At 54.2% G+C, this 19670-nt stretch carries 19 protein-coding genes; 5 read left to right on the forward strand and 14 right to left on the reverse strand.

Annotated features, from left to right (window positions below):
* Nucleotides 1-92 precede the first annotated feature (92 nt).
* On the forward strand, nucleotides 93-1355 hold the full coding sequence (locus L1I42_RS08300) for a sugar ABC transporter permease (protein WP_236114005.1): 1263 nt from the start codon (nucleotides 93-95) through the stop codon (nucleotides 1353-1355).
* An 11-nt stretch (nucleotides 1356-1366) separates the two neighbouring features.
* The gene (locus L1I42_RS08305; protein ID WP_236114006.1) at nucleotides 1367-2128 is read left to right on the forward strand and encodes an ATP-binding cassette domain-containing protein; all 762 of its coding nucleotides are present in this window, start codon (nucleotides 1367-1369) and stop codon (nucleotides 2126-2128) included.
* Nucleotides 2129-2264: 136 nt separating this feature from the next.
* Here the strand turns inward: L1I42_RS08305 and L1I42_RS08310 are convergent, their stop codons facing one another.
* From L1I42_RS08310 to L1I42_RS08325, 4 genes are all read right to left on the reverse strand, one after another.
* On the reverse strand, nucleotides 2265-3599 hold the full coding sequence (locus L1I42_RS08310; RefSeq protein WP_236114007.1) for a TRAP transporter large permease: 1335 nt from the start codon (nucleotides 3597-3599) through the stop codon (nucleotides 2265-2267).
* A gap of 1 nt (nucleotide 3600) precedes the next feature.
* Nucleotides 3601-4152: a TRAP transporter small permease subunit gene (locus L1I42_RS08315; RefSeq protein ID WP_236114008.1), complete on the reverse strand. Its 552-nt coding sequence runs from the start codon at nucleotides 4150-4152 to the stop codon at nucleotides 3601-3603.
* 68 nt (nucleotides 4153-4220) lie between these two features.
* Complete coding sequence (locus L1I42_RS08320) at nucleotides 4221-5246, reverse strand: TRAP transporter substrate-binding protein (protein ID WP_236114009.1); 1026 nt, start codon at nucleotides 5244-5246, stop codon at nucleotides 4221-4223.
* A gap of 15 nt (nucleotides 5247-5261) precedes the next feature.
* Nucleotides 5262-5813: a gluconokinase gene (locus tag L1I42_RS08325; RefSeq protein WP_236114010.1), complete on the reverse strand. Its 552-nt coding sequence runs from the start codon at nucleotides 5811-5813 to the stop codon at nucleotides 5262-5264.
* 115 nt (nucleotides 5814-5928) lie between these two features.
* Between L1I42_RS08325 and gntR the strand changes: the two genes are divergently transcribed.
* Complete coding sequence (gntR, locus tag L1I42_RS08330; protein ID WP_236114011.1) at nucleotides 5929-6936, forward strand: HTH-type transcriptional regulator GntR; 1008 nt, start codon at nucleotides 5929-5931, stop codon at nucleotides 6934-6936.
* Nucleotides 6937-6983: 47 nt separating this feature from the next.
* On the opposite strand, the gene L1I42_RS08335 is transcribed toward gntR, so the two are convergent.
* From L1I42_RS08335 to L1I42_RS08360, 6 genes are all read right to left on the reverse strand, one after another.
* Complete coding sequence (locus tag L1I42_RS08335) at nucleotides 6984-7805, reverse strand: TolB family protein (protein WP_236114012.1); 822 nt, start codon at nucleotides 7803-7805, stop codon at nucleotides 6984-6986.
* 69 nt (nucleotides 7806-7874) lie between these two features.
* Complete coding sequence (locus L1I42_RS08340) at nucleotides 7875-9026, reverse strand: Gfo/Idh/MocA family protein (RefSeq protein WP_236114013.1); 1152 nt, start codon at nucleotides 9024-9026, stop codon at nucleotides 7875-7877.
* A 2-nt stretch (nucleotides 9027-9028) separates the two neighbouring features.
* Nucleotides 9029-10084 carry a sugar phosphate isomerase/epimerase family protein gene (locus L1I42_RS08345; protein ID WP_236114014.1) on the reverse strand — a complete coding sequence of 352 codons (1056 nt, stop codon included), beginning with the start codon at nucleotides 10082-10084 and terminating at the stop codon, nucleotides 9029-9031.
* A gap of 69 nt (nucleotides 10085-10153) precedes the next feature.
* Nucleotides 10154-11113: a substrate-binding domain-containing protein gene (locus tag L1I42_RS08350; protein ID WP_236114015.1), complete on the reverse strand. Its 960-nt coding sequence runs from the start codon at nucleotides 11111-11113 to the stop codon at nucleotides 10154-10156.
* A gap of 91 nt (nucleotides 11114-11204) precedes the next feature.
* On the reverse strand, nucleotides 11205-12224 hold the full coding sequence (locus L1I42_RS08355; protein ID WP_236114016.1) for an ABC transporter permease: 1020 nt from the start codon (nucleotides 12222-12224) through the stop codon (nucleotides 11205-11207).
* On the reverse strand, nucleotides 12217-13737 hold the full coding sequence (locus L1I42_RS08360; RefSeq protein WP_236114017.1) for a sugar ABC transporter ATP-binding protein: 1521 nt from the start codon (nucleotides 13735-13737) through the stop codon (nucleotides 12217-12219). The genes L1I42_RS08355 and L1I42_RS08360 overlap by 8 nt, the downstream gene beginning before the upstream one ends.
* Before the next feature lie 204 nt (nucleotides 13738-13941).
* Here L1I42_RS08360 and L1I42_RS08365 point away from each other — a divergent pair, with 204 nt between their 5' ends.
* Nucleotides 13942-14979: a LacI family DNA-binding transcriptional regulator gene (locus L1I42_RS08365; RefSeq protein ID WP_236114018.1), complete on the forward strand. Its 1038-nt coding sequence runs from the start codon at nucleotides 13942-13944 to the stop codon at nucleotides 14977-14979.
* 12 nt (nucleotides 14980-14991) lie between these two features.
* Here L1I42_RS08365 and L1I42_RS08370 read toward each other — a convergent pair whose 3' ends face one another.
* Complete coding sequence (locus L1I42_RS08370; protein ID WP_236114019.1) at nucleotides 14992-16002, reverse strand: nucleotidyltransferase family protein; 1011 nt, start codon at nucleotides 16000-16002, stop codon at nucleotides 14992-14994.
* Nucleotides 16003-16242: 240 nt separating this feature from the next.
* Here L1I42_RS08370 and L1I42_RS08375 point away from each other — a divergent pair, with 240 nt between their 5' ends.
* Entirely contained in the window at nucleotides 16243-16749 is a 507-nt protein-coding gene (locus L1I42_RS08375) for a winged helix DNA-binding protein (protein ID WP_236114020.1), read from the forward strand.
* A 9-nt stretch (nucleotides 16750-16758) separates the two neighbouring features.
* On the opposite strand, the gene L1I42_RS08380 is transcribed toward L1I42_RS08375, so the two are convergent.
* From L1I42_RS08380 to L1I42_RS08390, 3 genes are all read right to left on the reverse strand, one after another.
* Entirely contained in the window at nucleotides 16759-18060 is a 1302-nt protein-coding gene (locus tag L1I42_RS08380; protein WP_236114021.1) for a TRAP transporter large permease, read from the reverse strand.
* Entirely contained in the window at nucleotides 18053-18595 is a 543-nt protein-coding gene (locus L1I42_RS08385) for a TRAP transporter small permease (protein WP_236114022.1), read from the reverse strand. Before L1I42_RS08385 ends, L1I42_RS08380 begins: the two co-directional genes overlap by 8 nt.
* A gap of 66 nt (nucleotides 18596-18661) precedes the next feature.
* Nucleotides 18662-19636 carry a TRAP transporter substrate-binding protein gene (locus L1I42_RS08390; protein WP_236114023.1) on the reverse strand — a complete coding sequence of 325 codons (975 nt, stop codon included), beginning with the start codon at nucleotides 19634-19636 and terminating at the stop codon, nucleotides 18662-18664.
* Between the last annotated feature and the right edge of the window lie 34 nt (nucleotides 19637-19670).

The following is a 19670-nucleotide window of genomic DNA, read 5'->3' on the forward strand; positions in this document are numbered from 1 at the left end:
AGCGGAGGCATTTCTTCATTACTCGCGGTTTGCCGACAATTGGACTAAGATAGCCACGAGCGGCCCGTTTGCGCGTAGAGGTAGACTTCACCATGAAAGAGACGCTCAAAAAGTTCGTTGCCGGACTGGAGCTGGATACACGAATGCTGGGCATGATCGGTGCCCTCGTCATCCTTTGGCTTTCCTTTAATTTTATCACTGATGGCCGTTTCATCACGCCACGCAATATTTTCAACCTGTCTGTGCAAACCGCTTCCGTGGCGGTGATGGCCACGGGCATGGTGTTTGTGATTGTCACGCGACATATTGATCTGTCTGTGGGGTCCATGCTGGGGCTTTTGGGCATGATCATGGGGGCGCTGCAAGTGCATATTCTGCCGCAATATCTGGGGCTCGAACATCCGCTGATCTGGGTCATCACCATTGTGATCGGCGTGGGCGCAGGCATTTTGATCGGCGCCGCACAGGGCTGGGTGATCGGCTATCTGGCTGTGCCCTCCTTTATTGTGACGCTCGGCGGCCTTTTGATGTATCGCGGCGCGGCCTGGTGGGTGACCACCGGCCAGACCGTTGCGCCGTTGGATTCAACGTTCCGCCTGTTGGGTGGCGGTGCCGAAGGCACGCTCGGGGCAGATCTGAGTTGGCTGTTGGGCATTGTGGCCTCCATCGCCGCGGTGGTGATGATGGTGATGAGCCGTCGGCAGAAGAAAAGCCACGGTTTCAAACTCAAGCCGATCTGGGCGGAATATACGCTTGGTGCGATTGCTGTGGCATTGATCATGGGCTTTGTGGCTGTAATGAATTCCTATCCGGTACCGAAGGGTGCGGTGAAGCGCATTTATGAAGCGCGCGGCGAAGACATCCCGCAATATGCGGTAATGCATGGCATCGCCATCCCTGTGGTGATTGTGTTTGTGATCGCCATCATCATGACCATTATCGCCCGGCGCACGCGTTTTGGCCGCTATATCTTTGCCACAGGTGGCAACCCGGAAGCGGCAGAGCTGTCGGGCATTGATACGCGCCTTCTGACCGTAAAGGTTTTCGCCCTGATGGGTGCGCTGACGGCCATTGCGGCGGTCATCGCCTCCGCCCGTCTCGGCTCGGTCGGCAATGATCTGGGCACCCTGGACGAATTGCGGGTGATTGCGGCGGCCGTGATCGGCGGCACGGCTTTGGCGGGCGGTGTGGGCACGATCTATGGTGCCTTGCTGGGCGCGCTGATCATGCAAAGTCTGCAATCAGGCATGGCCATGGTGGGCGTTGACGCACCCTTGCAATCGATCGTTGTGGGCTTTGTGCTGGTCTTGGCGGTCTATCTCGACATCGCCTATCGGCGGCGCACGGGCCATTAAGGAGACAAGCCATGACACAAGCAAATGCGAACAGCACCCCCCTTGTTGAAATGCGCGACATCCAAGTGTCCTTTGGCGGCATTAAAGCGGTCGACCATGTGAGTATTGATGTGCATCCGGGCGAAGTTGTGGGCCTTCTCGGTCACAATGGCGCGGGCAAATCAACCCTGATCAAGGTGCTTTCCGGCGCGTATAAGCGCAATGGCGGCGAGATATACATTAACGGGGAAAAAGTGGAGATTCACAATCCCCGTGATGCGCGGGCACACAATATTGAAACCATCTATCAGACTCTAGCGCTGGCGGACAATTTGGATGCGGCCTCCAACCTGTTTTTGGGGCGCGAGATCACCAATAAGCTTGGCTTTGTTGACGATGACGCCATGGAGGCGGAAACACGCAAAATTATGGGCACTTTAAACCCGAATTTTGAAAAGTTCTCCGCCCCCGTCTCCGCACTATCCGGCGGGCAACGCCAGTCAGTGGCCATTGCCCGGGCCGTCTATTTCGACGCCCGTATTCTGATTATGGACGAACCCACGGCGGCGCTCGGCCCCCACGAAACCCAAATGGTGGCCGACCTGATCAAGCAATTGAAAAAGGCCGGCATCGGCATCTTTCTGATCAGCCATGACATTCACGATGTGCTCGATCTGTGTGATCGGGCCTCTGTGATGAAAAACGGTAAGCTGGTGGGTACGGTCAATGTGGATGAGGTCACCGACGATGATTTGTTGAGCATGATCATTTTGGGTAAAAAACCGGGGGATTAATTCTCTGTATAAAACCCAACTTTGTCCAACGGGATAGCGCATACAGCTTTAGCCCAGAAGCATGCCGCGTTCTTTTATGCGCCCCTCCAAACTTGCCCGCCGTAGTCACGGCGGGCACTTTTATTTACTCTAGGCGTTAAAGCCCCTCGATCAGGGTGATGCCGGGGAACACCAACAAAAGGATCAATGCCAAGATCTGCAAACAGATAAATGGCAAAAGCGATTGGAAAATCTCGCCAAGGCTTATATCCGGGGGCGCAACGCTTTTGAGATAGAACGCCGCGGGACCAAAGGGCGGGGACAAGAAGCTGACCTGCATGTTCATGGCGAACACCACGCCAAACCAAACCGGATCATATCCAAGGCTTACAACAATCGGGACGAAAATGGGCATGGCCAGCAAAGCGATGCCGACCCAATCCAAAAACATGCCAAGAACGAACAGAATGAGCATCATAAAGAGAATGATGACGATGGGTTCGTCGGAAATACCCGTGATCAATTGCGAGACAAAATTGATGCCGCCCATCAAATTGAACACACCGACAAGCGCGGTGGCCCCAATGCCGATCCAGACAATCATCCCCACTGTGGCCAGCGTTTGGCGCGCCGCACCAATAAGAAGTTGAAGGGAAAATTCGCCGCGTATCACAGTGGATAACGTAACGCCCAGCACACCCACAGCAGACGCCTCAGTGACACTGGCAATGCCGCCATAAATGGAGCCAAGCACGAAAAAAACCACCAGTGCGGGCAAAAACAAGCCCTTTAGCAGACGCAATTTCTCTGATCGTGGCAACTCATCCGGTTCCGGAATGGGGGCCAATGACGGGTTGAGGTAAGAACGAATAAGAATATAGGCAATATAAAGACCTGCCAACATCAGACCCGGCACAAAGGAAGCGGTGAACAAATCACCAATCGACACATTCGCGGTTAGGCCATAAACGATCAAAACGATCGAGGGCGGGATCATGGTGCCAAGCGCACCGCCGGCACAACACACGCCGATCGCCATTTTCCGATCATAACCGAGCCGCAGCATTTGTGGTAAAGCCAAGAGGCCGAGCAGCACCACTTCGCCCCCGATAATGCCGGACATTGCCGCCAACACCACCGCCACCAAAAGTGTTTGAATGGCAACGCCACCCCGCAATCGCCCGCCCACAAGGCGCATGGCGTCAAACAGGTCGCGCGCAATGCCCGATCGGTCAAGAATGGCCGCCATCAGCACAAACATGGGCACTGAGACAAAGACAAAGGAATTCACAAAGCTGAAGATGCGGCTGGTGATCAGCGGCACCGCCATGGGGCCAAACCAACCCAGCGCAAAAATCAGCGCCACCAACAAGGTGACGAAAGCGAGCGGCATGCCAGTTAACAGCAGCAGCAGCAGGGCAGCGAACATGGCGAAGGTTGCCCAGCCAATACCCATTGATTTGAAATCAGTCAGAAGCGCGAGCCATTCCATATTAGTGACTCTTCTTTTTGAAATAAGAGATCGCCAACACCAAGAACTGAATGGTCATCACGATCAGGATAAACAACAAGAACAATTTCAACAGGCCAGGGGTCGGCGGGTTCCAGGCCGAGCCGGATGTTTCCAGCCGAAATGCCCCGGCGGGGGTCCAGATGGCCCGTTCAACGCCTTTCCATGCCGCCCAGGCGAACATGCCAGAAGCCAGAAAACAGGCAATGGAAATGGCCAGGTCGAAATAGCGACGTATCTTTTGGGGCAAAATATCGTAGATCAAAACCACACGAATGTGCGCGTTGCGCGCCACCACATAGAGGCCCCCAAAAATAAAGGCAGTGGCCGAAAGGAAAATTACCGTTTCGTGGGCCCAAATTGTTGGGGCATTTAAGGCATAACGCAAAAAAATCTCAATCACGAGAATGGCGGCAGCGGCCAGAATGCCAACGGCAAACACGACCCCCAAACCATTAATGAGTTGGCCAAGTTTACCTGCATCGGGGTCCGGGCCGGGATCTGTCTGCAGCTTTTCAACAATCTCTTCGCGCATGGCGCCCCCTCCTTAAACACCATAACCCCGCCCACTGATGGCGGGCGGGGCCAATTATGGTTTGTGACCTATTCTGAGATCAAGCCATTGGTCAAAAGATAGTCTGTCAGCACATCATAGACGCGCTGCGCCGCTTCAGATTGGCTAGCAATTTTGCTCCATTCGCCTTTAGCAATGGCCCGGAACTTGGCCCGCTCTGCCGCAGACCAATTGTGCACGGTGATGTCCGGATCAGCAGTTGCTTCGGCGACGGCCACCATGTCCGCGGCAGCCAATTTGCCGACCATATTGTGGGCAAAGTCACGCACGGAGACTTCCAAAATGGCTTGCAGGTCTTCTGGCATGCTGTCCCATGTGGTTTTATTCATAGAAACCTCAACCAGCGGCATGGAATGGAACCCAGGATAAACTGGATGCGGTGCCACATCGTGCATGCCTTGCGCATGGTTGGTGGAAAACACAGTATAGTCGGCCGCATCAATCACGCCTTTATCAAGCGAGGTGAACACCTCAGACCCGGGCAGGTTTACCGGCGCCGCACCCGCTGCTGAGAACACTTGCTGCACCAAACCTTCCGGCGCGCGCATTTTCAAACCTTTCAAATCATCCACGCCTTCAAGCGGCACTTTGGAGATAAAGGCTTCAAGACCAGGTGTTGTGGCCCCGATGAAGTGCAGACCATAAGGGGCCAACAATTCGCGCATCAGCTCATTGCCACCGCCATATTCAAGAAATGCGAACATTTCATAAGGTGAGGACCACGCCCCGACCGGATTGGCGATCAGGCCGAACGCGGCATCCTTACCGGTGAAGTAGGATGTATCTGTGATATGGCCGTCAATGATGCCCGCGGCCACGGCGTCCTGGGTCTCTGTATGTTGCACGATTGAGTTGACGGGCAACATTTCGATTTCGACACGACCGCCGGTCAGTGTTTTGACGTGGGATGCCCACTCTTTCTTGAGCTCAAAATTGGGGTTGCCTGCCGGGTCTGACGACTGAAAGCGCAAAGAATAATCCTGAGCGATGGCAGCTGGTGCCAAGCCCAGCGCCAGCAAAGCCGTTACGGCGATTGATTTAAGTTTTAAAGACATTGATCTTCCTCCTCTTCAATGTTCTGAGTTCAACGCGGTCATGTCCGCGTTTTGCCGTGTGCGCATGGTGCGCGCCACGATGTCGACGATTTCTGTTTTCGGGAGGGCCACATCGACCGCGATCACGTCTTCTTGCGATGTGGGCGGTTCCAATGTTGCAATTTGGCTGTCCAGCAACGAAACAGGCATAAAATGATCGGCGCGTTTCACCAGACGATCAGCAATCATGTCGCGGTCACCATGCAAAAAAACGAATTGCACCTTGCCAATTTTGTCCCGCAACAAATCACGATAGCTGCGTTTGAGCGCCGAACAGGCCATCACCACTGGCCGCTTTTGTCGCGCGGCCTCTGCGGCCTCGGCCAGAGTTTTCAACCAGGGCAACCGCATTTCATCCGAAAGGGGAATGCCACTGGCCATTGCTTTGAGATTTTCCGCGGAATGATAATCATCCGCTTCAATGAAATCGGCGTTCAACGCTAAAGCGAGGGCGTGCCCTACTGATGTTTTACCAACACCGCAGACCCCAATAACAATCGTTGCGCTATATTGACCTTTGACGCTCAAAATAGGTTCCTCCCAGGCCAATATCCGTAAATGATAGCGCAACCATTTGTCAAATCCTCTTTTCATTTTAATTGAATTTGGTTATTATCTAATTGTGTTAATTGGATATTTTTGAATGAAGAAACCCACATTAAAAGACGTTGCTCGGGAATCAGGCGTTAGCGCAATCACTGTTTCTCGTGCCCTTCGAACACCAGATGCTGTGTCGGAAAAGTTGCGCGCGCGGATTGATGTCGCCATCGAGAAGTTGGGATATGTGGCCGACGCTGCCGCATCCACCCTGGCCTCAAACCGCTCGAATATCATCGGGGTTTTGGTGCCTTCATTCTCCAACAATGTGTTTTCTGATGTGCTTGCTGGTGCAAGCCGTGTGCTGGAAGGTACAAAATATTCGCTGCAAATCGGCAATACCGGCTATAGCGCTTTAACCGAAGAAGCGCTCATTCCCCGTTTTCTGACCTTGAAACCTGCTGGTTTGATTGTGGCGGGCATTGATCAAACAGAGAAATCGCGCCAGATGTTAGCGCAGGCTAACTGCCCGGTTGTCCAGGTGATGGACACCACACCTGACCCGATTGACGTGATTGTCGGCTTTTCCAACGAACAGGCCAGTTTTGAAGCCGTGGAGCACATGATTTCCCAAGGTTTTCGACGCGTCGCCTTTTTGGGCACGCGCATGGATCCGCGTACCCAGCAGCGGTTGGCGGGGTTTCGCGCCGCTCTGGAAAAGCATGGGCTTTATGATGAAAAACTGCTGATTACCACACCGCAAAAGTCCAATGTCGCCATTGGCCGCCACCTGTTGGCCACGCTTTTAGAAACCCATCCTGAGTGTGATGCCGTGTTTTGCAACAATGATGACGTGGCCGTTGGCGCGGCCCTCGAGTGCCAGCGGCGCCATATTCGGGTGCCGCAGCAATTGGGAATTTGCGGCTTCAACGATCTGGGCACCACTTCGCAGATGTATCCAGAAATCACATCCGTTTACACGCCGCGGACGGAGGTTGGCGCGCGCGCCATGCAATATATTCTGGACCGGAATGCAGATCAGCCGCCCCCCGAAAATCGCACAATCGATCTGGGCTTCGACCTTAGGATTCGGGCTTCCACACAACGGCACTAGTGACTTCTTGTTAGAGTGCGCGGGCTGTCCGACCTTTTGGCGAGCAATTACCTGTCGTAACTCATATAGGCAAAACAGGTGCTATCTGGTGACCAACAGGGCACATTTATGGTGCCTTGACCACCATAAAGGGCTGTCAAACTGCGACTTTCCCCACCCTCAGATGGCATCAAACGCAATTCCACATCCTTGCCAAAAGGGTGCCCTTCCGTGCCGGCGGGATAGGCAAGATAAAGAACATGACGACCATCTGGCGACGGGTGTGGAAACCAGTTCACGCTGTTTTCGTCGGTCATCTGCTGGAGATCGGTGCCATTAGGACGTATACGCCATAGCTGGACATCACCGCTAATCTCGCCATTGAACCAAATCCACGTGCCATCGGTCGTATAATCCGGACCATCGCAATGGTCGAACCCATGGGTCACCTGCGCTTCTTGGCCGCCGTCAACACTGATGGTAAAAATCTCAAACCCTTCACCCCGATTGGCGGTGTAGGCGAGCGTTTGGCCATCGGGCGACCAGCCATGCCAATAGGACGGTGTTTTCTCAGTGACACGCCTCGGCGTGCTCCCGCCAATGGGCAGTGTATAAATGGCGCTTTCTCCCGCCTCCGTTTCGTCGCTGATCACCAACCGCGTGCCGTCAGGCGAGATGCCATGGTCATTGTTCAGTTTCTTGGCGAATCCGGTATCGATCGCGTACAATTTCGGCGTATCAAGAGGCACATTAAAGAGCTTGCCCCCACCGTTAATCACCAGCCCAGTGCCATCGGGGCTCCAATTTGGCGCCTCCATATGGTCATCGAAGCTCAAAAGCAGCTTGTCGGTGCCGGTGGCCACATCATGGATCATCAAATTGCTTTTCATGACTTCTCCTTTGCTTTGGCCTAATGCGCAAACGCCACGGCCCTGCGGACTGTTGACGAAATTGATTGGCTAGGCAAGGTCAACCCAGCTTGAATTGTTCTGGCTCGAGCGAATACAGGCATCAATAAATTGCACGCCTTTCAACCCGTCCTGAACCGTGGGGAAATGCACCGCCGGATCAAGCTTTGTGCCGCTTTGTGCCGCACGGATCGCGGCGGCGGCTTCGCTATAAATATTGGCAAAGCCTTCCAGATAACCTTCTGGATGCCCCGGCGGAATGCGGCTGACGCGCCCTGCGGCCTCACCGGCACCGGGGCCGTTGCGCGTGATTTTGCGGGGTGGTTCGCTAAAGGGGGCATACCACAAATAGTTCGGGTCTTCCTGTGCCCATTCCAGCCCGCCCTTCTCCCCATAGATGCGCAGCCGCAACCCATTTTCGTTGCCCGGTGCCACCTGACTGCACCATAGCGTACCGCGTGCACCATCAGAAAAGCGCAGCATGATATGGGCATTATCGTCGACCTGACGCCCCGGCACAAAGGATTGCAAATCCGCCGCCAGATGCTCCACCTCCAGCCCGGAGACAAAGCAGGACAAATTGAACGCATGGGTGCCAATATCGCCAATGGAGCCGCCTGCGCCAGATCTTTTCGGGTCCGTGCGCCAGCTCGCCTGCTTATTGTCAGCCTCTTCGGTCAACCAGTCCTGCAGATATTCTGATTGTACCAGCCGGATACGGCCCAATTCACCATTCGCCACCATGTCGCGGGCTTGCCGGATCATGGGATAGGCGGTGTAATTATGGGTGAGGACGAACAGCGCATTTGATTTTTGCGCGGTGTCGTTCAGCAGCTTTGCATCCTCGAGATTTGAGGTGAGGGGCTTGTCGCAAATGACATGGATGCCCTTTTCCAAAAACAGTTTGGCCGGGGCAAAATGCATATGGTTGGGCGTAACAATCGCCACCGCCTCAATGCCATCCGGCCGATCGGCTTCCTGGGCCGCCATCTGTTCAAAATCATCATAGATCCGGTCTGGCGCCAAGCCCAGCGCCGCGCCGGAGGCCTGAGATTTTTCCGGCGTCGAGGCGAGGGCGCCTGCCACCAGTTGATGATGGCCATCAAGCCGCGCGGCGAAACGGTGAACCTCGCCGATAAAGGCGCCTTTGCCGCCGCCCACCATGCCCAGCCGGATCGGGCGTGCATAGTCTTTCTGTGTCATGATCAATCCAATCCCAACATTGCCCGATTGGCCGCCCGGTCGGTGCCGCCATCGGCAAAATCGTCAAATGCTCTTTCGGTGACTTCAATAATGTGATCGCGCACAAATTGTGCGCCTTCGCGGGCACCAGCCTCGGGATGCTTCAGGCAGCACTCCCATTCCACCACGGCCCAGCCGTCAAAATCATTGGCCGCCATTTTGGAAAAGATCGCGGAAAAATCCACCTGGCCGTCGCCCAGGCTTCTGAAGCGACCTGCACGATCCACCCAGCTCTGATAACCGCCATAAACGCCCTGCCGCCCGGTGGGGTTAAATTCGGCATCCTTGATGTGCAGCATTTTGATGCGGTCTTTATAGATGTCGATATGGTCGATATAATCCAGGCATTGCAGCACAAAGTGCGACGGGTCGTAGAGCATGTTGCAGCGCGGATGATTGTTCACCCGCTCCAAAAACATCTCAAAGGTGATGCCATCATGCAGATCTTCGCCCGGATGAATTTCATAGCAGACATCGACACCGCATTCTTCCGCATGATCGAGGATCGGCAGCCAGCGCCGCGCCAGCTCTTCAAATGCTTCATCAATCAAGCCGTCGGGCCGTTGCGGCCAAGGATAGATATAGGGCCAAGCCAAGGCGCCGGAAAAGGATGCCAATTGGCTTGTGCCGAAATGTTTTGAGGCGCTCAGCGCCAGTTTGACCTGCTCAACGGCCCATTCCTGCCGAGCTTTGGGGTTGTTGTGCACTTTGGCCGGGGCAAAACCGTCAAAGCCTTTATCATAGGCCGGATGTACCGCCACAAGCTGGCCCTGCAAATGGGTGGTCAGATCAGTGATCTCGACGCCATTTTCTTTGGCAATGCCCGCCAGCTTATCGCAATAATCCTTGGAGCTTGCTGCTTTGGCCAGATCAATCAGCCGCCCATCCCAACTGGGAAGTTGCACGCCGAGATAACCACAGTCAGCAGCCCATTTTGTAATGTCATTCCAATTGTTAAATGGGGCCGTGTCGCCCGCAAATTGCGCCAGGAACAGGGCCGGTCCTTTGATTGTTTTCACAAGATTTCTCCAGATTAATAGAGCGGCAAAGGGATGGACCTCCCTTTGCCGCCAAGGTTCTCGCCAGTCTTAGAACGGCGAGTCCGGGAAGTAGAAGTCCATCGCGTTTTCCTGGGTGATCAATGTCGCGCCCAAGATATAGCGACCAGCAACCGGGCCGTTTGATTTAAACGCATTGACGGTAACATCCATGGCTGTGGCGATCATCGCAGGCGGATAGAGCACATCCACCGGAATCAACTCATCGCCTTCAGAAATACGCTTGATGATCTGCTTCATGCCAGCACCGCCGACAACAAAGATGCCATCATCGTCGCGACTAGCTTGTTCAAGCGCGGCCATAACGCCAATAGCGATATCATCATCTTGCGCCCAAACCGCATCAATATCGGGGAAACGGCTGAGGAAATCCTGCATCACCTCAAACCCGTCATCGCGGTTCCAGTTGGCGTGTTTGTGATCCAGCACATTGATGCCAGAGCCTTCAATTTCTTCCATAAAGGCATCAAAACGCTCATTGTCGATCACGGTTGGAATACCGCGCAGAATAACGATATTGTCGCCTTCGTTCAGACGGGTTTTCATATATTGCGCGGAGACGCGGCCCAGTTCCGGGTTGTTGCCGGCCACATAAATGTCTTCAATATTTGGCTGGCTCAATCCCCGGTCAACCACTGTGATCAGGGCGCCGGACTTTTTGGCGTTCAGTACAGGATCTGTCAGCGGATCAGATTCAAACGGCAAGACCACAAGCGCATCAATGCCATGGGCGGACACAAGGTCTTCAATGGCGTTGGCCTGTTGACCGGAATCCGGTGAGTTCACCAAGATCAGGTCCACATCCGGATAAAGCTCTTCCAGACGCTTTTCTGCCTGTTCGGCATGCCAGTTCATGCCTGCTGCCCAGGCATGGGTTGGTGTGGGATAGGACACACCGATTTTGATCTTGTCTTCCTGCGCCGTGGCAGCACTTGCCAGGGCAAGCACACCAGCCGCGGCCAGCGACAATAGGGTTTTAGTTGGTCTCATTGGTTCCTCCCAATCAAGAATTTAGGGTGAGCGATACCGGTCACCGGCAAAGCTCGGTTCTTCACGTCGCCTGAGACGGGACGTAAATTCGCTAAGTGGTTTTCTTCTTGTTTTTGCCCCAGCTACCCCGTTGCAGCCACACAGCGACGATGATGATCAGCCCCTGCATTGTGCCGTTGAGATAGTTGGAGATCACATCGGTGAAATTCAAAATATTCCCGATCGTGGTTAGAATGAGCGCGCCCAATATGGTGCCGCCAATGCGGCCATAGCCGCCTTTGAGCACCGTGCCGCCAATGATCACCGCGGCGATGGCTTCCAGCTCCCACAGCACACCGGTGGTGCCCGATGCCGAGCCGAGACGCGGCACATAAATGATGGTGGCCAGCGCCACACACAGGCCCTGAATAATGTAGGTGTAGGTCTTGATGCGATCGACCTTGATGGCGGAATATTTCGCCACCGCTTCGCTGGACCCGATGGCGGTGCAAAAGCGGCCAAAGGCGGTGCGGTTCAAAAGGATCCAGCCCGCAATGGCGACAAAGATAAACACCCATACCGGCACGGGCAGCCCCAACACGCTTTCATAATAGACCGGGCGATAGGTGCCACGCAGGTCAAAATTGAGTGACAGGGTGCCGCCATCGGCGAAATAGGTCACCAGAGACCGGAAAATGCCCATGGTGCCGAGGGTGACGATAAAGGCTTCAATCTTGCCCTTGGTGGTCAAAAATCCGTTGATCCACCCGGCGCCGATGCCCAGAATGATGCTGCAGCCACACCCCAGAATAACGGTGGCCACGCCGGTGCCCAGCGTATCGACAGCGCTGTTCATGATGATGATCATCAGTCCGGCAATCACCGCCGCCATGGACCCCACAGACAGGTCAATGCCGCCGGCGGTGATCACAAAAGTGGCGCCCACCGCAATAATGCCGATAAAGGCGGAGCGGGTGAGCAGATTGGTGATGTTGCCCTCGCTTAAAAAGGCCGGGTTAAGCAAATACCCTATGACGCAAAGGATAAGCAATGCGATGGCGGGCCCCAATGTTTTGAAATCAATATCAGGCCATTTTGACTGTTTTTCGGGCGCGGCCGTTTGATCAACCATGTACTCTTGCCTCCTTCAAACCGGCGGCATACCGCACGATTTCTGTCTCATTATTGTCGTTTCCGGTTACAACGCCGGTGATCCGGCCTTCGCGCATCACCGCGACACGGTGGCAGACGCCGATGATTTCGGGCATTTCCGATGAAATCACCACCACTGACATGCCGTCTGCCGCCAGCGCCGCGATAAAATGATAAATCTGCTGCTTGGTGCCCACATCAATGCCGCGGGTTGGCTCATCAATAATTACAATACGCGGATCACATTCCATAATCTTGGCCAGCAGCAATTTCTGCTGGTTGCCGCCGGACATGTCGCCCACCTTCACCTTGGGGTCGCGGGCGCGAATATCAAACCGGCGGATGCCGCGTTTAAGGGCTTCTTCTTCTGCGGCCGTGTCCATCATGAAATTTTTCACAAATTTAGGCAGCGCCATCAGGGTGAGATTGGGCCGCATGGTCTTTTCCAGCAACAGCCCGCGCCCCTTACGATCTTTGGTGAGATAGGTCACCCCGGCATCGCGCGCTTCGGCAACATTTTTAAACTGCACGGGCTGGCCATCCAGATAGACCTGCCCCTCCTCGATAGAGGACAACCCGCAAATGGCCTCAAAAAGGGCGGTGCGGCCAGAGCCAACCAGCCCAGAGAAGCCCAGAATTTCACCCTTGCGCAGCTCAAATGAGACATTATTGACGTTGGGCGCCACCAGATTTTGCACCTGCAGCACGATATCTGAATCAACATCGGCTTCATTCTTTGGCGGATAGAGGTTGGACAGTTCGCGCCCCACCATCATTTGCGCCATCGAATCGAGACTCAACTCATCCACCGGCTTGGTGGCGATCCACTGGCCGTCGCGCAAAATGGTGACACGGTCAGCAATCTGATTCACTTCTGCCAGTTTATGGGACACGAATATAATGGCCACGCCGCGCTTTTTCAGTTTTTCCACTTGCTGGAAAAACAATTCGGTTTCGGCATCGGTGAGCACCGCTGTGGGCTCATCCATAATCAGTACGCGGGCATCGCGGCTCATGGCCTTGACGATTTCAACCATCTGCTTTTCGGCAATGGAAAGCTCTGAAATCCGGTCATTTGGCGAGATATTCATGCCCACTTCCTGCAACCAGCTTGCCACTTTTTGCGACATTTCCTTGCGGTCCAGAAACCCATTGCGGGACAGTTCGCGCCCGAGAAAGATGTTCTCTTCAACGGTCATCTGCTCGGCCAGATTAAGCTCCTGGTGAATAAGCACAATGCCCAGCGCTTCGGCCTGGCCATTAGGGGGCAGAACGGTTTCTTCCCCGTCATAAATCAGATTGCCTGAGGTAGGGGCGTGGAATCCGCCCAGAATTTTCATCAAGGTGGATTTGCCTGCGCCATTTTCTCCAATTAGGGCATGAACTTCGCCAGCCTGCACGTCAAAATTGACGCTGAACAGCACCGGCACTTCCCCAAATGACTTGCTGATCCGGTCAGCAAGCAATACGGCTTTATTGGATGAATCATCCATTGGCATAGTCTTAATCCTCCCCCGGCTGACACACCTCCAGATTGTGCCAACAAGAGCTATGTAAACCTTTTCATCAGGAATGTAAACCTTTTCATCTGTAAAAATGTAAACCTTTTCACTACAATCAGCCAAATCAATATATTAAGAGGGAAGGGAACTTGCGCTCCCAGCAGGTCTGACCCCGAATAGTGAAGGCGTAGCTTTTTGGAAAATCCCTCATCGAAACCAGCCACCATTGAAGATGTTGCCAAGATTGCGGGCGTTTCCATCGCCACGGTTAGCCGCGCCATCCGCATGCCGGAGAAAGTGGCCGAAAGTACCCGCAAAAAGGTGATCGCTGCTATTGCTCGCACCGGCTATACCGCCAATGCGATGGCACAAAATCTGCGCATGCAACGCTCCAAGATGGTGATGATATTGGCCCATTCCATCTCTGATCCGAACTTTCCCGGCATTTTGACCGGACTGGAGAAAGTGGCCAATGCCCGCGACTATGGTGTTTTGATCGGCAACACAGAAGCCAATATTGACGCGGAAGAAAAATATCTGCGCTTTCTGGCCACCGGCATGGCCGACGGGCTGGTGTTGTTGACCGGGCATCTGCCGGTGGCGGGCTGGGCCAAAAGCCCACCCAACACGTTCCCTGCCATGGTTTCTGTGTCCAAACCTGTCCCGCAAGAGGAGATCAGCTATGTCGGGGTGGATGATGAAAATGGGGCAAAGCTGGCGACCGACTATTTGATTTCATTGGGACATGAGCAAATCGCCTTTATCGGCGGGCCGCAGGGCGATATTGTTTCTGAGATGCGGTTTCAGGGCTATTGCAATGCGCTCACATCTCATTTCAAGCGGTCCTCGCCCTGGCGCGTGCAGGGAGATGGCAGCCATGAAGGCGGACGTGCCGCCATTGAGCGGCTGTTTATTCGCGACACACTGCCCACCGCCTTTGTCTGCTATAATGACGACACGGCCATTGGCGTAATATCGGCGCTGAATGCCCGCAAATATTACGTGCCCAGCGATTTTTCCGTTGTGGGGTTTGATGATATCCAGTTCGCCAGCAGCATGGTCCCGTCACTTACTACCGTGCGGCAGCCTCGCATCATGATCGGCGAGCGTGCCATGAATCAATTGTTGGATATTATCGCGACACCGGATACCAAACCGGTAAAGGAGCTTTTGCATGGCGATTTGGTGATCCGTGAATCCTGCGCACCACCGCGGGCGGGCGGCGCGCTTTAAGGCATTTTGCTTTCAGATATTGTCTAAAATCTCAGCCGCCTTTGGTGCTTTTTTAAGTGTATTTTCAATATGCGCACGCCAACGAGCGCCGGTATTAAGGGCCTCTTTATAGGCGGCCGCCAAATCGTCGGGCCGGTCTTCGGCCAGCACGTCGATTAGAAATGCTGCCTGTTCGCGGTCCTTGGCGGCTTTTAGATTGCCGTCTCCTTCACGCCGTCGGTCTGCAACAATTAGTTTGTGAATGGCAAATCGTTCGGGGCGCGGAATTTGCACCAATATGCCGGACCGGTAGAGCGCGGCCGCGGCGATCGGCTCAGCGATCAGAAAATTCAAATAATTGAGGGATTGGGCACTCACACCCAGCGAAGGTAGATCGCGAATGCCCTCTTGTCCGAAAGCAGGCGTGAGAAATTCAACCAGTTGCCCGCTGCCCCCCTGGGCCCAGCGCCATGTTTTACCATTTTCGAGACCGGGCAGGGGATCAAATTTGAGCGTTGAAAAGGTCTCGTGCAAGCTCGGGTCCACCTGATCCTCAAGCGCCAAGCTCAGCTTTTCAAACTGCGCAATGTCGATATCGCCCGTATTGGCCATCCCGCCTAAGGGTAGTCGGACACCAAGTTCGCCCTCATAGAGACGGAAGGCGTTGGTGCCGACCAAAGTGCCCCCCAGCCGAAAGGTGCCAGCCACGCCCATCGCCGACAGAATGGAGCCTGTGGCGCGATCTGTGGGGGTCATGCCCTCAGCGCGCAATAGCCGCACCAATCTTGCGCGCTCCGCTTGACGTTGCTTTGCCGTGGCGCGCAGTTCTTCCGTCCGCTCCATGCGGGCGCGGGTCTCCTCATTGTCTTCGCCAAGATAGATAAACCGCATATCCACGCCAACGCGGCGTGCCGCATACCAATAGGCTTTATCACCCCTTTGTTTGAGGGTGGGTTTACCTTCAATGCCGGACAATGCCTCGTCCTTTAACAAACGTACCAAATCAGTATATGCGCTCGTGGCAATGCTGCTGAGAGGGGTCATGCCTATCACTTTCATCTTTTGCTTGGCATGAGTATACCTATCAAAATATATTTTTGCTAGGCATATAGAAAATTACACTCATAAGGGTTAAAATGACTGAAAAATCCCATCAAACACCCACAAAATATGACACATTTTGTGCCTCAGTTGTGAGGCACACCACCAACATTCCTTTACATTATAACTGTGTTTTATTGAAAAATTGTTGTCGTGGCAATGTTGCTCGTGTAGGCTAACCGCATGAAAAAACGTAGAATTGTCTCATCGCGCCATCTGGCTTCTACCGAAGGGTGGCAACTTTCCGAATTCGAATATGGGTTGATTATTGCCTATAATGGCTTCAGCCGCTGGATGACCAAATGCATGGTGGCTTCTGGCTATCCTGAACTGTCGCCCCTGGAAATTCTGGTGCTGCACAATGTGAACCATCGGGAACGGCAAAAGCGGCTCAACGATATTTGCTTTCTGCTCAATATTGATGACAGCCACACGGTCAATTATGCCTTAAAAAAATTGCTCAAGGCTGGACTGATTGAAGGTGAAAAGCGCGGCAAGGAAATGTTTTATTCCACCACCACCAAAGGCTTTGAGCTGTGCGACAAATATCGCGAAGTGCGCGAGCAATGTCTTCTCGATAGCCTCAAGCATCTGGAAATCGACAAGGATCAGCTGAGCGAAATGGCAGCGATGATGAGAACGCTAAGCGGGCTTTATGATCAAGCTTCGCGCGCAGCGTCCTCTCTTTAAGCCAAATTTCTAGCCTCGCATCAGGCCGGGTAGCGCGGTCACGATCTGCGGGAACAGGGTGATCAACACCACCGCCAGCAGCAGCAACATGAAGAAGGGCAGGGCAGCCATGGCAATCTTGAAGATGTTTTGGCCCGTCAGCCCCTGAATCACGAACAGGTTGAACCCAACCGGCGGCGTGATTTGCGACATTTCCACCACGATCACCAGATAGATGCCGAACCAGAGCGGATCGATGCCCACCGATTCAATCATCGGCATGATGATGGCGGTGGTCAGCACCACCACGGAAATCCCGTCGAGGAAACAGCCCAGGACAATAAAGAACACGGTCAGCGCGGCCAAAAGCGCCCAAGGGCCAAGATTAAAGGTGTCAATCCAGCTCGCCAGATTGCGCGGAATGCCGGTAAAGCCCATGGAAACGGTCAAAAACGCCGCGCCCGCCAGAATGAAAGCGATCATGCAGGAGGTGATGGTGGCGTTCATCACCGCTTCGCGGAACATTTTCCAGGTCAGCGACCCGCTGGACCAGGCCAACACCAACGAGAGCACCACGCCCACCGCCGCCGCATCTGTGGGCGAAGCAATGCCGGCATAGATGGAACCGATCACCCCGGCAATCAGCGCGATAACGGGGAGCAACCGTTTTGAAGCGCTCAGCTTTTCCCGAATGGAAAAATTCAATTCTTCCTTGGGGAAAATCTCGGGCTTCAGCAGAGCAGTGATCGCGATAAAGGCGGCGAACATGGCCACCAGCATGGCGCCGGGCAGAATGCCCGCAATGAATAACCGCGCGATGGATTGTTCTGTCGCCACGCCATACACAATCAAAATAATAGAGGGCGGGATCAACAGGCCCAAGGTGGCCGAGCCTGCGAGCGTGCCCAGAATTAGCCGGTCCGGATAGCCGCGCTTTTGCAGCTCGGGCACAGACATTTTGCCGATGGTGGCCGCGGTCGCTGCGGATGAGCCGGACACGGCTGCGAAGATGGCACAGCCCAGAATGTTCACATGCAGCAATTTGCCGGGCACTTTGCCCAGCCACGGCGTCAGCCCGGAAAACATATCTTCCGACAGTCTGGAGCGCAGCAGGATTTCCCCCATCAGGATAAAGAGCGGCAACGCCGCCAGCGCCCAGGAATGGCTATGACCCCAAAAAGTGGTGGCGAGGATTGGCCCCAGCGGGGCAGAGGTGAACATAAACATGCCCAACGCCCCGGTGAGGGTGAGGGCGAAGCCGACCCACATGCCCATGGCCAACATGCCGAAAAGCGCGCCAACCAACACAATGATCATCATCAGCTCAGACATTGTGGTGCTCCTCTTCAATCTCATCGAGATGGCCGGATTTTGACACGCCCAGAATGGTGCAGACCAGATCGTCGACAAGGGCCAGGGTAAACAGGGCCAGCCCTATCACCAAGGTGCTTTGCGGCAACCAGAGGGGCACGGGAATAATGCCGGTGGATACATCGCCATAGGAAATGGATTCATGCAGATGGCCGATCATGGCGTAAGTCATGTAAACAGCGGCGACGGCGGCAAGCGCCAGCGTGATGATTTCCACCACCCGACCCAATGTGCCTTTCAAGAAATCTCTAAAAAGGGTGACCCGGATATGCCCCTCGTGCTTGAGCGTATAGGCCAGCGCCAGAAAAGAGGCTGCGGCCAACAAAAAGCCCGCAAAATCGGCATAAGACGGAATGGTATAGGCAAACTGGGTGCCCAGTAATTTGGTGATGAGATTAAAGATCACCTGCATGGTCACCAGCCCGCAGATGGTCAGAATACAAAGGGCGGACATCGCGCCCGCCGCGAGATAAATCAGATCCAGTGCCTTGCGCACGCGCAATCCTCCCCCAAAGATGAAACAGCAAAATGGACGGCCCCGTTGGGCCGTCCACTTCCAAGATTAATTGTAGTAAGCGTCGATAATCTTATCGGCTGCTGGGGTGGAATTGGCGCGCCAATCTTCCAGCAGTTCCACGCCAACTTTCGCCAAGCCGTCTTTCAGCTCTTGAGAAGGCTCTACAATGGTGATGCCATTGTCGGCCAGCTCTTGCGTTTTTTCTTCAGCTTCGCGACGGCTCATATTCCAACCGCGCTCTTCAGCTGCCGCGGCCGCTTCAAGCACCGCAGCCTGCGTTTCTTCGTCAAGCGCGTTGAAGGCGGCCATATTCACCACAACGATGTTTTTAGGCACCCAAGCATTGATCGGTGTATAGTGAGACAGGAAGTCCCACGCCTTGGAGTTGGCCCCAGTTGATGGTGACGTAATCATCGCCTCAACCTGACCGGTGGCAAAGGCCTGCGGAATGTCTGGCGCTTCAACCTGAGTTGGTGCGGCCCCGACCATGGTGGCAAACTTTTCCAAATTGGCGTTGTAAGAGCGGAACTTAAGGCCGTTCAGATCGTCGACGGTCTTGATTTCCTTTTTGGTGTAAAGCCCTTGGGGTGGCCATGGCACAGAAAACAATGGCTTCAAGCGTTGCTTGGCCAGCAATTCTGTGATCACGGGCTCCTGTGCTTCCCACAAGCGGGCTGCATCCTGATAGCTGACCGCCACCAGCGGCAATGAGTCAATGCCGAAGGCCGGGTCTTCATTGGCCAATAGTGAGAGAAAGAACTCGCCTGCGGGCACAATCTGGTTGCGGACCGAGTTTTTAATCTCACCATGTTTGATCAGCGAGCCGGCTGTATGCAGCTTGATGTTCAGCTCACCATTTGTCGCTTCGCGCACCTCATCAGCAAACTGCTGAATATTCACAGTGTGAAATGTTTTATCCGGGTATGGTGTAGGCATATCCCAGTCTTCTGCAAGACCAGCAGAAGTTGATGCGATGCCGAATACAGCTGCCGTGGCAACTGCCTTGAAAATCTTGTTCATATCTTCCTCCTGTTTACCACTGATTTTCAGTTTA

Origin of the sequence: Maritalea mediterranea (assembly GCF_021568695.1) — a bacterium.
Taxonomy (GTDB): Bacteria; Pseudomonadota; Alphaproteobacteria; order Rhizobiales; family Devosiaceae; genus Maritalea; species Maritalea mediterranea.

Excerpts from the sequence above, each read along its gene's own strand:
- L1I42_RS08315 (WP_236114008.1), bottom strand. The coding sequence starts at position 4,152 with ATGCGCGAAGAGATTGTTGAAAAGCTGCAGACAGATCCCGGCCCGGAC.
- L1I42_RS08355 (WP_236114016.1), bottom strand. The coding sequence starts at position 12,224 with ATGGTTGATCAAACGGCCGCGCCCGAAAAACAGTCAAAATGGCCTGAT.
- L1I42_RS08305 (WP_236114006.1), top strand. The coding sequence starts at position 1,367 with ATGACACAAGCAAATGCGAACAGCACCCCCCTTGTTGAAATGCGCGAC.
- L1I42_RS08340 (WP_236114013.1), bottom strand. The coding sequence starts at position 9,026 with ATGACACAGAAAGACTATGCACGCCCGATCCGGCTGGGCATGGTGGGC.
- L1I42_RS08370 (WP_236114019.1), bottom strand. The coding sequence starts at position 16,002 with ATGACCCCTCTCAGCAGCATTGCCACGAGCGCATATACTGATTTGGTA.
- L1I42_RS08350 (WP_236114015.1), bottom strand. The coding sequence starts at position 11,113 with ATGAGACCAACTAAAACCCTATTGTCGCTGGCCGCGGCTGGTGTGCTT.
- gntR (WP_236114011.1), top strand. The coding sequence starts at position 5,929 with ATGAAGAAACCCACATTAAAAGACGTTGCTCGGGAATCAGGCGTTAGC.
- L1I42_RS08360 (WP_236114017.1), bottom strand. The coding sequence starts at position 13,737 with ATGGATGATTCATCCAATAAAGCCGTATTGCTTGCTGACCGGATCAGC.
- L1I42_RS08320 (WP_236114009.1), bottom strand. The coding sequence starts at position 5,246 with ATGTCTTTAAAACTTAAATCAATCGCCGTAACGGCTTTGCTGGCGCTG.
- L1I42_RS08335 (WP_236114012.1), bottom strand. The coding sequence starts at position 7,805 with ATGAAAAGCAATTTGATGATCCATGATGTGGCCACCGGCACCGACAAG.
- L1I42_RS08380 (WP_236114021.1), bottom strand. The coding sequence starts at position 18,060 with ATGTCTGAGCTGATGATGATCATTGTGTTGGTTGGCGCGCTTTTCGGC.
- L1I42_RS08300 (WP_236114005.1), top strand. The coding sequence starts at position 93 with ATGAAAGAGACGCTCAAAAAGTTCGTTGCCGGACTGGAGCTGGATACA.
- L1I42_RS08310 (WP_236114007.1), bottom strand. The coding sequence starts at position 3,599 with ATGGAATGGCTCGCGCTTCTGACTGATTTCAAATCAATGGGTATTGGC.
- L1I42_RS08375 (WP_236114020.1), top strand. The coding sequence starts at position 16,243 with ATGAAAAAACGTAGAATTGTCTCATCGCGCCATCTGGCTTCTACCGAA.
- L1I42_RS08390 (WP_236114023.1), bottom strand. The coding sequence starts at position 19,636 with ATGAACAAGATTTTCAAGGCAGTTGCCACGGCAGCTGTATTCGGCATC.